We start from the raw sequence: 14,039 nt of genomic DNA on the forward strand, positions 1-14,039 counted from the left end.
TGTCACGATAAGTAGATCTTAAACGTAGTTCCCTGCCCCACCTCGCTGCTTACCTCAATTTTGCCGCCCATAGCTTCTACCTGATTTTTGGTAATAAACAGGCCGATACCTTTACCATCGCTATTTTCGTGGAAAGTTTTATACATGCCAAAAAGCTTATCCGAGTTTTTTTGCAGATCGATCCCCAGGCCGTTATCGGCGATCTTTAATATTTGATGGCCGTTTTTAACATAGCTACTCACCTCGATCATCGTTTGCTTATCAGGATCACCGTACTTAAGTGCGTTTGATAGAAAATTGAACAGAATACTTTCGATATACGCCGGATTATATTCTATTTCGAGGCCCGGAGCTACCTGATTAGCAATTACCGTATCACCATAACTGCTGTTGTTTTTTAAGATAGCAATGGCTTTTTCTACATAAGTATACAAGTTAAGTGGTGTGCGATGCTGGCTGATATTGGTTTGTATAGATACCACCTCGTTAAGGTGCATAACGGTTTCGCTCAGCTGGTCTGATACTTTTTCAATGTGCCCCAATAGCACCAGTTCTTCCTCACGGTTTTCGGCATCCCGAAATAGTTTAACCAGCATTTCAAAATTACCCGAGTGTGTGCGCAGGTTGTGTGATATAATGTAGGCAAAATTAATGAGCCGGTTATTTTGCTGGGTTACCAGTTCAAATGCTTTTTGCAGCTCCTGTTCTTTTACCTTTTTATCGGTTATATCGGTTACATAACCATGCCATATTACACTTTTATCAGCTTGCAGCTCCGGCCGCGATGCGCCATGCAGCCATTTGACAGATTGATCTGGCATAACCAGCCTAAATTCGTGCTCCCATCTGGTAAGGGTATTAAAAGAGGTAATGACCGATTGGTAAAAAACCGCAAAATCATCCGGGTGGATGCGTTTAAAAACCGGTGCCGAATCGTACTTAATTTCCTGGGGAGTTAAGCCAAACAAGTCGATACCACCGTTACTTGCAAACGGGAAACACGAGCGTCCATCAGGGAAGAATTGAAATTGATAGATCATCCCGGGTATTTGCTCTGACAGTTTGGTTAACAAGGCGTCGCGTTCTTTTAAGGCGTCTTCAGCTTTTTTGCGTTCGCGGATATCACGCATACTGCCCTCAAAACCATAAAAGGTGCCATCATCATCAAACAGAAGATGAGCATTGATAGATGCGTGAACAATCTCATCGTCATTGGTCTTTAACCGCACCTGAAAATCATTTACCTTACCATGTTGCTTAAGCAGATCAACCAGTTTTTGCCGGTCTTCGGGGTGATAATAAAAATCCCCGGCGTGGCTGCCGATGACAGCATCGCGCTTATAGCCCGAATAATTTTCAATAGACGGGCTGATCTCGGTAATAATGCCGTGAACATCGGTTTGGTAAAAAACATCCTGCACGTTTTCAAATATCTTTCGGTATTTGGCTTCGCTTTCACGGAGTTTCATTTCGGCGCTACGGCGCAGGGTAACGTTTTCTATTTGCGATACAAAATGTAATGGTATGCCGCCGTTATCGCGCACCAGCGATACGCTCAGCAATGCCCAAATTATGCTCCCATCTTTGTGGATATATCTTTTATCGATCTGGTAATTATTGATCTCGCCATCTAAAACTTTAATTACCATACCCAAATCGTGTTCCAGGTCATCAGGATGTGTTATTTGCTGAAAAGTAATGGCCATTAGCTCTTCGCGGGTATATCCCAACAAATCGCATAAAACATGATTAACCTTCATCCATTTTCCATCAAGCGATACCAGCGCCATCCCGATGGTTGCATTTTCAAACGCACTGCGAAATTGCTGCTCTCCTATCTCATACTCCTCACGCATCCTTTTCTGGTTGTCAATATCCTGAAAAGTACCGTACAACCTTTTACAAATGCCGTTTTCAAATTCGGCATGCCCGATGATACGCGTCCACAGCTCTTTCCCTTTAGCAGTAGTGATCTTTATTTCGAGATTGTAAGATGTACCGTTTTGAATCGCCTCATTTGTAGCATCATCAATCAGTTTACGGCTGGCATCATGCAAAATAAACCCCGATCCCCTACCGGTAATAATGTCAAATTGGGGTTCATAATTATCGGGTACCTCGTAAATCTCTTTAACAACTTTCGACCATCGGGCCTTTTTCCGCATGAGATCTATTTCCCAGCCACCTACACGGGCCACCTGGTTGGTCAGATCGAGCAGGTTCTCGGTTTTCATTAGCCTGTACTCGGTGCTTTTTTGCCGGGTAATATCAATTACGCAGCCGGATACTTTGTGTGGTGTCCCGTCTTTTTCCCAGTCGGTTACCTCGCCGGTACATTTCAGCCAGATCATTGATCCGTTTTTTTGCAGATAACGCGCCTCATGCTGAAGTATGGTTTTACCGTGACTTTGGATATGCTTATCGTAATTGTCTAAAACCTGTTCCAGGTCATCGGCAAAAACAAGATTTTCCCAGTTCAATGGCTTGCTTTTTAATTCGTTGCCTTGATAGCCAAGCATGCTTTTAAAAACGTTGCTCAATTGCATTGCCCTTTCAGGAACATTCAATTCCCAAAAACCAATATGAGCGTTTTCAAATACAGCCTGATTAATGGCGTCCATAGTCAGCAGGAAATGAGGTTAGCAGTTTGGTATTAATTTACGTAAAATTGGTGAAATGAATTTACAATCTATTTTACTATCCGCCAAATTTATAGGTTTGGGGGCATGGCACGGCAACAAACTATTATGCACAACATTTTAATGTTCTATGAAAGTAACCCCCTATTATTAATTAAAATCAGACCAGCATTATAACTTTAAGTTAACAACCGCGTAAAAACGCCCACGAAATAAAAAAATCAATACTCAAAGTGAGCAAGCAAATACACAATAATTTTTTATTATTAAATAAAAAGAGTTACAATTGGTGTGCAACGAATAATTATTTCATTAAAGTTAATTAATCGTAAAATAATAACAATTTTTTATTAAATATACTTTGGTACAATGTATGCATATAAACTTTGAGCGAAAGCATTTAATTATTATATTTAGGTATCTTTAAAAAAGATTGATTCGAGATAACCAAACCTCAAAAAGTTACGTATGTACCAGGCATAGCACCGTGCTATCCCTAATACTTTAGATGAATGAAGACACAAATACTTGTAGTAGACGATGACCTGAGCATATTGAAATTATTGAATTTTATATTATCGAAGGATTACGATATAGTTATAAAAAACAGCGGGCTGGAAGCATTAAGCTGGCTGGAAGAAGGTCATGACCCGGCGCTGATCATCTCGGATCTGCAGATGCCTTACCTGGATGGCCAGACCTTTGTACGGAATTTAAAAATAAGCGGTTTTTATAAAGATACTCCGATCATCGTATTATCGGGAACAGAAAATCTGGGCGAGTTAGTGGCCGAAATGCCCTATACTATTGATTCGTATCTGCATAAGCCATTTAACCCAGCTTCATTAAAAGCAGCAATTACTAAGGTTTTAAATTTACATGATGCATAAGGATACGCCAGGCTGGGATAGTTCTATCCAGCAACAAAATAAGGTGGCCTATATTAGCTCAGGGCCCGAAGACGAATTAGTTAACGAACTTAAGCACAATTTTGCGGTAAGGCATGTTTTATCGTTTAACGCCTTTGAAGATTATTTATCAGAGCAATCGCTATTAACGTTGCCCGATATTTTATTAATGGAGATAGATGAGGCCGAATACTGCTTTACCCTTGTTGAAAAAATAAAGAAAAACCCAATGTTGCATGGGTTATTGATTGTTTTACTTGCTAAAAACCCCAACAGCGAGTGGAAAGCCAAAGCTATGCAGCTTAAGGTAAACGATTTGTACAACTACCCGCTGCCTATTGATTACCTGTGCGAGCGTTTAAATTTTTTGATCAAGTTTAAACTCATCAGGCCAAAATTATCGGAGTTATTAAACCAGGTTGATGTTACGTACAAAATGCCTTTCAGCAAAAGATTTTTTGATATCGTTTCATCGGGTTTTGCCATTCTGTTGGCATCGCCGGTTATGTTGGTAGTAGCCATTGCCGTAAAGTTAGATTCGAAAGGGCCCATTATTTATAAAAGTAAGCGTGTGGGCACCGGTTATAAGGTATTTAACTTTTACAAGTTCCGTTCTATGCGTACCGATGCCGACCAGATGATCGCAACCTTATCTGATCTGAATCAATACAGCGCCGAAGAAGCAGGCAGCAGCAAGGCAGCATTTGTTAAAATTAAAAACGACCCGCGTGTAACCAAACTGGGTAATTTTATCCGCAACACCAGTTTAGATGAGTTGCCGCAATTGTTTAATATATTGAAAGGCGACATGTCGTTGGTGGGTAACCGCCCGCTTCCTTTGTACGAAGCAGAGATGCTGACATCAAACGAATGGTCGATGCGCTTTTTGGGACCTGCCGGTTTAACAGGTTTATGGCAGGTAAGTAAACGTGGAAAAGAGGATATGTCTGAACGCGAACGTAAAAAGCTGGACAACTTTTATGCGCAGAATTATTCGTTTTGGTTAGATCTGAAGATCTTATTGAGCACATTTCCTGCCTTATTCCAGAAAGAAAAAGTTTAATTTCGCGAATGAAAAAATCTTTTATACCTGTTTATATATTTTTGTTGTTTATACTACCCATATCCAGGAGCTATGCGCAAGAAAGTATTATGAGCGATATTTCATACCCTTTTTTGGATAAACTGATAGCAACAGCCAAACAAAATTATCCTCTGGTAAAGATACATCAGGAACAGGTATCGATATCCAAAAATTTATATTCGATATCAAAAAAGTCATGGTTTGATTTTTTATCATTTTCTTATATCTACAGCCCGCAAAACAGTATCAATCTGTCATCCACCAATGTAGCTACAACTCTGTTACAAGGTTACCAGATCGTGCTGTCGTTTAATATTAAGTCGTTTCTTGAAAAACCGTTTTTGATCAAAAATGCCAAAGAGAATCTTTACATAGCACAGCTTGAGCAACAAAGCTATAACCTTACGTTGGAACTGGATGTAAAAACGCGCTATTTTAACTATATCAAGCAATTGGCGATACTAAGGCTTAGAACACGCACCACTCTGGATGGTGAAAATTTGATAAATCAAACTAAATACAAGTTTGAACAAGGTGCTGAAACAATGGAAAATTACACCAAGGTTACCGCAAGTTTTACTGAGAATAACCAGGAAAAATTAGATGCCGAAGCTGCCGTGTTAATTGCTAAAGCTTCGCTTGAGGAAATAATTGGTAAAAAGTTAGAAGAGGTAAAGTAAATGGAGGCTACACATTTTTTCTCTCTTGTAAAGCGGTCAAAACTGGTATTATTTACTATACCCTTTGTGGCAGCAACTGTAACTTATTTGCTGGTACGTAATTTACCCGATTCTTATAAATCGCAGGCGCAAATATCAACCGGTATGGTTGACCGGTCGCAGCAATCTGTACTAACCCAGCTAACCCAGGAATCGCAGGTTAACCAGGAGTTTAGTAACATAATGGCGGTGATGCAAATGAAAAAGGTTGTTGATCAGGTTTCGTATCAATTGATACTGCATGATCTGACCAACCCCAACCCCTTTCGTAAGCCGAGTAAAGATTTTAAAAACCTCAATCAAAGTGCGCGCAGGCATGCCATTGAAGTATACAGTCATTTATACCAAACCCATCAGTCGCTCTCGTTATGGGATCGTGATCAGAATGGTTTGAACCGGGTATTAGGTTCCATGGGTTATGATGCCGGTTCGATAAACTCAAAACTGGTAACCTACCGGTCGGAGTCGAGCGACTTTATAACCGTTGAGTATGAGTCGGATAATCCGCTGCTTTCGGCATTTGTTGTAAACACGCTGATCAAAGAATTTATTGCTTTTTATTCGGCACAGAATAAAGATAACGAGTTAAAAACAGTTGCCTTTTTAGATAGCACGGCACGCGTAAAGAAGGCTATGCTGGATAACGCTGTTGATAAACTGCAATCTTACAAAATTAAAAACCATATTCTTAACCTGAGTGAGCAAGCCACAAGCTTATATGCCCAGATATCTGATTTTGAAAGCCGGAAACAACAAGCCGAAAAAGATGTGGCGGCATATACGGGAACTATAAAAAATATAGATAAAAAATTTGATCCGCACGACCGTAAGTATTTTGAAAGCAGTTTAACCAAGATCAACAACGATATTGTTAACCTTACCACTCAACGCAACGCATTTACCAATGAGTTGATACAAAGCAATTACAGTGACTTTTACAAGCATAAGGTTGATTCGGTACAACGACTTATCAGCGAAAAGATGAACGAGTCGTCGGATAAAAGTATCTATAGCCCCTTGGCAACCAAAACAGCTTTGATTAACCAAAAGCTCCAATTACAGCAAACACTCGACCTGGCCAAATACAGCATAGGTTCGTTAGATCAGGAATTAGCCCGTTTACATGCCAAGCTTATTGTTTTGGTACCTAACGAAGCGGTAATACAATCGCTCGAAAACAATATAGACGTGGCACAAAAGGATTACCTGGAAATTTTGCAAAAAGACAGCCAGGCTACTATGCAATCAACCTTTGCGCCCAAGATGCACCAGGTTGATGTAGCCATGCCGGGGCCGGCGCAAGGCTCGAAAAAAATGTTGCTGGTTGCTGTTTCGGGCGTTGTAAGCGAAACCCTGTGTTTGCTGGTATTATTCATTTTATTTTACCTGGATAACAGTATTAAAACCCCTAAAACTCTGGCAAATAAAACCGGCCTGCAGGTATTAGGTCACCTTAACCTGATTGAAGGCCCCGCTTTAGACCTTAAAAAACTGTGGGATGTTGAAAACCGCGGCAAAATGCAACAGTTTAAAGATCTGCTGCGGTCCATCAGGTTTGAGATAGACCAGGAAATGAAAGGTGGTAAGATATTGGCCATTTCGAGTTTAGAGCCCGGCGAAGGGAAAACATTACTGGCCATTAGCCTGGCTTACTCCTATGCTACCGTCAATAAAAAAGTTTTGCTGATTGACGGTAACCTGGATAATCCATCGATCAGCAAAACTGTTGAGTCTAAGGTTTTTGTAGAAGACTTTTTTGGTGATGCTAATGCCTCAAATGAGCTTCATGGTGGTAGTATGAGCGTATTGGGAAACCGGGGGACCGACAGAACGCTGCTTGAAATGCAAAGCGAAGATGCAATCCGTGAAAAATTTACGGACCTGAAATCAAAATACGATATCATTATCATCGAAGTACCACCACTGAATGCCATGAACAAGGCTAAAGAATGGATGCTGTTTACTGATAAAACCATTACTGTATTTGAGGCGAACCAAAACCTAAATGAAGATAAAAACGCAGGCATTAAATACCTGAAGTTTTTGGGGCCTAAATTCGGCGGATGGATTTTTAATAAAACAAACATTAAAAAACCTTAAGGGTTCTTTATTGGGTTAACCTAAAACGTTATAAATTATAAGCATGAATGGTTTCCTCTCAGTTATATGGATCATAATTCAGGTTATAATAGGTTTTAACCTGGTATTTCCAATATTACTGTTCCTGTTTTACGGCATCCGCAAAAGCGTGGTTACGCCTGATAAACAGGGGGCACTAACGCATGATCCGGATTACGGCATTATTGTTACCGCGTATGAACAAACCGATAATTTACCATCGGTAGTTAAATCGCTTTTAAAACTGCAATACACTAATTATCTGATCTATATTGTTGCCGATAAATGCGATATCAGCAATTTAAAATTTGATAACGAAAGGGTGATATTACTGCGTCCCGAAGAAACACTGGCCAGCAATACACGCTCGCATTTTTATGCTATAAACCGCTTTGTACGCCCGCATAGTCACTTAACCATTATCGATAGTGATAACCTGGTAAAGCCCGATTACCTTGTTGAATTGAACGAGTACTTTAACTATGGTTTTAAAGCTGTACAGGGCATCCGCGAAGCCAAAAACCTGGATACCACTTTTGCCTGCCTTGATGCCGCCCGCGATATTTATTACCATTTTTATGATGGAAAGGTGCTTTTTGGTTCGGGCTCGTCGGCCACGCTGGCGGGTAGTGGTATGGCCTTTACAACCCAACTGTATAAAGACTGCCTTGAACACCTGGATATTACGGGCGCGGGTTTTGACAAAGTATTACAGGCCGAAATTTTAAACCGTAACGAGCGCATAGCCTTTACCGATAAAGCTATTGTGTATGATGAAAAAACGTCCCGGTCTGACCAGTTGGTTAATCAACGCGCCCGCTGGATAAACACCTGGTTTAAGTATTTCAAATATGGTTTCCGGATGATTGCCAACGGCATTACCCGGCTTAGTTTAAACCAGTTTGTATTTGGTTTGGTGCTGGTGAGGCCGCCCCTGTTCATGTTTTTACTGCTTTCGGTTTTGTTTATGCTCATCAATGTTGTATTCGGCTACTTAATGGTTAGCGCATTATGGGCAGCAGGTTTATTGATATTTGTAGCGGGCTTTGGTTTGGCTTTGGCCCGATCAGAAACCGACAAACGGATATACCGCTCGCTGATCAATATCCCCAGGTTTATGTTTTTACAAGTACTATCGTTGCTAAAAATATTTAAGCCTAATCAGCAAAACGTAGCCACCAAACATTACGCCAGCACACAGATTGACGATATTATAGATAAAAAAAGTGAGAATTGACCCGGTTGAGAAAGTAAAAGACGATCCGTTTAAAGATCTGACGACAACGCAAAAGATAACCCGCAAAATTGCGATAGCGGTTGCTTTTGGTGGTGTTTTTATCTGGCTTTTAAAGGTAGTATTTGGTATACCAGGTTAATGCAATAATTTAAAAATGGGTTTTGTAGATACACCGAACGAGGTAACCAGCAGAACCAAAAACAGCTCGCCTGGTTTTTGGCAGGGCATTTTATTGCACAAATTACTCAAACCATCAGTAATTATTCTCTTGCTTGCTCTATCGGTATTATTTGCCGTATTAATTGCAACAAAGGGTCTTGTTTCGGGTATCCTGATCCTCATCTTTTTAATTGGAGCGCCTGTAGCTTATGGTGTGGTTGCTCACCCTAAGTTTGGCATTATCATATTTTTTATAGCTGCCTATTTGTTATTTATTCCCATGAAAATGGATACCGGCGGTTTCCCTTTGGGTACAGTAATGGATGTGCTGGAATACCTGCTGATACTCGGCTTTTTTGTAAAACAAAAAAATGATACCAACTGGAGCATTTTTAAAGACCGTTTAAGCTATTTTACTTTGGCATGGATAGCCTACAACTTTGCCCAGGTGGGCAATCCATCATCCGTGTCGCCTATGGCCTGGGTATATACCATCCGTACCACTGCGGTGGTTATTACCATGTATTTTGTTTTTGTTTACCAGATACGCGAACAATCGTTCATTAAACTGATCTTTAAAATATGGATAGCGCTGGCAATTGTTGGTGCAGCCGATGGCTTTAAGCAGGAAAACTTTGGTTACTTCCAATCGGAACACGATTACCTGTACAACGATCCCGGCAGGGTTGCCCTGCTGTTTATTGCCGGACACATGCGTAAGTTCTCGATATTTTCTGATCCGGTGGCTTTTGCCTATAACATGGTGGCCGCAAGTGTGTTGTGTATTACGCTGATGTTTGGCCCTATTAAAGTGTATAAAAAATACATTTTAGGTGTGATAGCCGCCTTTTTAATGTTTTGTATGTTATATTCCGGTACTCGTGGTGCATTCCCGCTTGTACCTGCTGCATTGGTAATGCTGGCTATTTTAAACTATAATAAAAAGGTGCTGATATTTGCCATTTGCGCAGCCATATTTTTTGTTGGGTTAATATTTGTGCCAACCAGCAACGGCAGTATTGTTAGGTTTCAATCGGCATTCAGGCCAAATAACGATGCTTCATTTAACCTGCGTAAAATGAACCAGGCCCGCATAAGGCCATACATCTGGTCGCATCCGTTAGGCGGCGGCTTGGGTTCGACGGGGATCTGGGGGCAAAAGTTTGCGCCTGGATCGTTATTGGCTAATTTTCCACCCGATAGCGGTTATGTGCGTGTAGCAGTAGAATCGGGCACCATCGGCATACTGTTACTTTGCTCACTGATTTTTGTGGCTTTGTATACGGGTATCAATAATTATTACCTCATCCGCGACCCGGTACTTAAAAATTATAACCTCGCGGCAACGCTGGTGGTGTTTATTTATAACATAGGCAATTACCCGCAGGAAGCCATAGTACAGTTTCCATCAAACGTCATATTCTTTTTATGCATGGCCCTGATACCGATTTGTTTAAGGCTCGATCGTGAAAAACAAAAATTAGCTACCAATGAAAAATGACCTGATAATCGGCCGTGACATCATCGTTGTTGGCCAGCAACCCTGGGATGTGGAGATTGGCAGCAATAATAAAAACCTGGCTATTGAGTTTAGCAAGCACAACCGGGTGTTGTACGTTAACTCGGCATTGGATACCATCACCATGGTCAAAAACAAACAGGATCCGAAAGTAAAAATGCGGATGGAGATCATTGATGGTAAAAAGGATGGCTTGATTGAGGTAGATAATGGTTTATGGACCTATTATCCGGATGTAAACATCCGCTCTATCAACTGGATAAGAAGCAACCGCGTTTTCAATTTCTTAAACCGGTTTAACAATAAACGTTTTGCCGGCTCTATCGAAAAAGCGATTAAGCGATTAGGATTTAAAAACTACATCCTGTTTAATGATTCGGATATCTTCAGGAGTTTTTATTTAAAAGAGTTTTTAAAACCTGCGATGAGCATTTATTATTCGCGCGATTACCTGCTGACCGTTGATTACTGGAAACGCCACGGAAGCATATTAGAGCCCTTGCTGATCGCAAAAAGCGACCTATGCACCGCCAACTCTACCTACCTGGCAGATTACTGCGCCAAGTATAACCCCAAATCATATTATGTGGGTCAGGGTTGTGATTTGAGCTTATTTGATAACAGCAATGGAATTGCCATACCCGATGATATTAAACCGGTCAAAAGGCCCGTTATTGGGTATGTCGGCGCACTGCAAAGTTTAAGGTTGGATATTGACCTGCTTGGTTATGTTGCCAAACAGCGGCCCGACTGGAGCATTGTTTTGGTTGGCCCCGAAGACGATGTATTTAAAGCCAGTAACCTGCACGAAATACCTAACATTCATTTTTTAGGATCAAAAGATTCATCAATGCTACCGGCTTACATCAATTCGTTCGATGTGTGTATCAACCCGCAGGTTATCAATCAGATCACTATTGGCAATTATCCGCGTAAAATTGATGAGTACCTGGTAATGGGCAAACCGGTTGTAGCAACTGCCACCCGTGCCATGGAAATTTTTAGCGACCACACTTACCTGGGCAAAAACAGGGAAGAATATATTACACTGATACAAAAAGCGCTTGATGAAGACTCGGCCGACCTGCAAAGTAAACGCAAAGCCTTTGCAACATCGCACAGCTGGGAGAACAACGCTAAGGAGATCTATAAAGCCATTAACACTTATAATAACTGATATGGGTTTAGCGGAGCAAATAAAATCAAACCCGGCCATTAAAAAGTTAGCCTTGTGGATGATGATCCCATCGGGCGAGCACCGGCCGCGGCGATGGATAAAATGGATGGTAAACCCGTTTAAACACAAACGCGGCAAAAAGTCCATCATCAGGTGGCGAACCCGTATTGACGTCTTTCCGTACAATAAATTTGAGTTGGGCGCAAGTTCGGTGATTGAGGATTTCGCGACGGTTAACAACGGTGTTGGGGATGTGTTTATTGGCGACCGGACCATTATTGGCATCGGTAACGTAATTATAGGCCCGGTTAAAATTGGCAACGATGTGATGTTTGCACAAAACATTGTGGCATCGGGCCTAAATCATGGTTACGAAGACGTGAGCCTTCCGCCAAGCGTACAAAAGGTAAATACCGCGCAAATAACCATTGGCGATGACGTTTGGATAGGCGCCAACAGCATTATAACCGCTGGGGTGAGCATTGGTAAACACGCCGTTATAGGTGGTGGAAGTGTAGTGACAAAAAATATACCCGAATATACCGTAGCCGTGGGGAATCCTGCCAAAGTGGTAAAAAAATACAATTTTGAATTAAATACATGGGAAAGAGTGTAGTAATTTTAATTACTGCAACCGGCACCTGATTACGTACCAATTTAAATTAGCGCTTATGTCTATGTTTAGTCTTCCAAAATGGCTCGCACCGCATTTGTTTACGGGGAAAAAGTTTAGCGACCTGACGCCTGCCGAGCTGGCTGACCTGCAAAACAGGATCAGTCAATTTAAGCATGAGCAACCTGATATTTCGGTGGTGATACCGGCATGGAACGAAGAGAACAACATATTCCGCACCCTGTCGTCTTTATCGGCAAACCAAACCAATTACAAGGTAGAGATCGTAGTGATCAACAACAATTCGAAAGATAACACCCAGGCCGTGTTGGATGAAATTGGCGTGCGCAGTTACCTGCAGCCTGAACAGGGAACACCCCACGCCCGACAAATGGGTTTGGAAAAGGCAAAAGGCAAATATCATTTATGTGCCGATTCGGATACGTTTTACCCACCAAAATGGATAGACCTGATGGTTAAACCGATGGTAGAGAATACGGAGATAGTTGGTGTTTATGGTCGTTATTCGTTCATTCCACCCGAAGGCCAGGGTCGTTTTGGCTTATGGTTATATGAACTGATGACCGGTATACTGGTACAGATACGAAAAAGAAAACGCGAGTATTTAAACACCTTAGGTTTTAATATGGGCTTTGTAACCCAGGTTGGCCGCGATACCGGTGGTTTTAAAGTTAGCCAGGTACGTATGTTTGATAATGCCGCAGGCAGCGATTACTTTGTTGACGAAGCCGAAGATGGCACTATGGCCGTTAACCTGAAAAAGCAAGGCCGTTTAAAATTAGTTTTAGACGCCAAAGCACGGGTATTTACCTCGCCACGGCGTTTAATGTACGATGGTGGTGTTTGGGCAGCTTTTAAAAACCGCTTTAAAGGTCACGGAAGTGGTATGGGCGAATATATTACCGGTAAAAGCAAAAACTCTAAATGATAACAGAACGTAAGTATCGAATAGTTTAATACTGACCTTAATTTTAATTTAATGAAAATTGCACACCTCATACTGGTACATAAAGATCCTGAGCAACTGGCCCGGCTGATCAATAAGCTGCGTCATCCGGATGCTGATATTTATGTACATATTGACCGTAAAACACCGGTTGAAGAGTTTATAAAGGTGTGTGATCAGCCGAACGTTTATTTGATTAAAAACCGCGTTAAGGTGCATTGGGGATCATACAGTATTGTACAAGCCACGCTTAACGGTTTTAAACAAATACTATCGGCAAAAAAAGGATACAGCTATATCAACCTGCTTAGTGTGAGCGATTATCCTATTAAAAGCACCACCGAGATACACGATTACTTTACCAAACATCCTGACAAAATATGGATGGAATATTTGACTGAGCAATCGGAATGGTGGCAAAAAATCAAAACACGGGTGACCAAATATCACCTGACCGACTATAACTTTAAAGGCAGTTATGCGCTCTCAACGTTGATGAACAAGTTTTTTCCGGATAGGGTTGCACCCGATAACCTGGAATTTGTTGGCCGTTCGCAATGGTTAACCATTACCGAAGAAGCAGCGCGTTACGTTATTATTTACCTGCGGGATAACCCCGCGGTTGAGAAATTTTTTAAGCTGACCTGGGGGGCCGATGAGGTACTGATCCAAACGATTTTGTATAACTCGCATTTGAAAGATAAAATTGTAAACAACAATTTACGCTATACCGATTGGAGCGACGATGGCGACAGTCCGAAAATATTGACCATGGCCGATGCGCCCAAACTCAGAATTTCGCCGCACTTATTTGCCCGCAAATTTGATATGGCCATAGATACCGAGATTTTAAATTTTTTAGATACGGTTACAGCAGACTAACCGGATGCGAAATAATG

Annotated in this window: 12 protein-coding genes; 11 read left to right on the forward strand and 1 reads right to left on the reverse strand. The window is 41.3% G+C overall.

The window, feature by feature from the left end:
- Positions 1–2: 2 nt before the first annotated feature.
- On the reverse strand, positions 3–2,621 hold the full coding sequence (locus ACFGVR_RS23260; protein WP_448700091.1) for a PAS domain S-box protein: 2,619 nt from the start codon (positions 2,619–2,621) through the stop codon (positions 3–5).
- 530 nt (positions 2,622–3,151) lie between these two features.
- On the opposite strand from ACFGVR_RS23260, the gene ACFGVR_RS23265 reads away from it, so the two are divergent.
- The 11 genes from ACFGVR_RS23265 to ACFGVR_RS23315 all read left to right on the forward strand — a co-directional run bounded on the left by ACFGVR_RS23265 (position 3,152) and on the right by ACFGVR_RS23315 (position 14,022).
- Entirely contained in the window at positions 3,152–3,529 is a 378-nt protein-coding gene (locus ACFGVR_RS23265; protein ID WP_448700092.1) for a response regulator, read from the forward strand.
- Positions 3,519–4,610, forward strand: a complete 1,092-nt coding sequence (locus ACFGVR_RS23270; protein WP_448700093.1) for a sugar transferase — start codon at positions 3,519–3,521, stop codon at positions 4,608–4,610. The genes ACFGVR_RS23265 and ACFGVR_RS23270 overlap by 11 nt, the downstream gene beginning before the upstream one ends.
- 8 nt (positions 4,611–4,618) lie before the next feature.
- Positions 4,619–5,311 carry a TolC family protein gene (locus ACFGVR_RS23275; RefSeq protein ID WP_448700094.1) on the forward strand — a complete coding sequence of 231 codons (693 nt, stop codon included), beginning with the start codon at positions 4,619–4,621 and terminating at the stop codon, positions 5,309–5,311.
- A 66-nt stretch (positions 5,312–5,377) separates the two neighbouring features.
- A complete protein-coding gene (locus tag ACFGVR_RS23280; RefSeq protein ID WP_448700095.1) occupies positions 5,378–7,450 on the forward strand; it encodes an exopolysaccharide transport family protein in 2,073 nt (690 codons plus the stop codon).
- A 43-nt stretch (positions 7,451–7,493) separates the two neighbouring features.
- Complete coding sequence (locus ACFGVR_RS23285) at positions 7,494–8,705, forward strand: glycosyltransferase (RefSeq protein WP_448700097.1); 1,212 nt, start codon at positions 7,494–7,496, stop codon at positions 8,703–8,705.
- Positions 8,695–8,844 (forward strand): hypothetical protein, encoded by a 150-nt coding sequence (locus ACFGVR_RS23290; RefSeq protein ID WP_448700098.1) that lies wholly within the window; start codon positions 8,695–8,697, stop codon positions 8,842–8,844. Before ACFGVR_RS23285 ends, ACFGVR_RS23290 begins: the two co-directional genes overlap by 11 nt.
- Before the next feature lie 15 nt (positions 8,845–8,859).
- Positions 8,860–10,365 (forward strand): O-antigen ligase family protein, encoded by a 1,506-nt coding sequence (locus tag ACFGVR_RS23295; protein WP_448700099.1) that lies wholly within the window; start codon positions 8,860–8,862, stop codon positions 10,363–10,365.
- Positions 10,355–11,560, forward strand: coding sequence for a glycosyltransferase (locus ACFGVR_RS23300; RefSeq protein WP_448700100.1), 1,206 nt, complete (start codon positions 10,355–10,357; stop codon positions 11,558–11,560). Before ACFGVR_RS23295 ends, ACFGVR_RS23300 begins: the two co-directional genes overlap by 11 nt.
- A 1-nt stretch (position 11,561) precedes the next feature.
- Positions 11,562–12,176 (forward strand): acyltransferase, encoded by a 615-nt coding sequence (locus tag ACFGVR_RS23305; RefSeq protein ID WP_448700101.1) that lies wholly within the window; start codon positions 11,562–11,564, stop codon positions 12,174–12,176.
- 55 nt (positions 12,177–12,231) lie between these two features.
- On the forward strand, positions 12,232–13,122 hold the full coding sequence (locus tag ACFGVR_RS23310; RefSeq protein WP_448700102.1) for a glycosyltransferase family 2 protein: 891 nt from the start codon (positions 12,232–12,234) through the stop codon (positions 13,120–13,122).
- A gap of 51 nt (positions 13,123–13,173) precedes the next feature.
- Entirely contained in the window at positions 13,174–14,022 is an 849-nt protein-coding gene (locus ACFGVR_RS23315) for a beta-1,6-N-acetylglucosaminyltransferase (RefSeq protein WP_448700103.1), read from the forward strand.
- Positions 14,023–14,039 lie beyond the last annotated feature (17 nt).

It is taken from the genome of Mucilaginibacter aureus, from assembly GCF_053514885.1.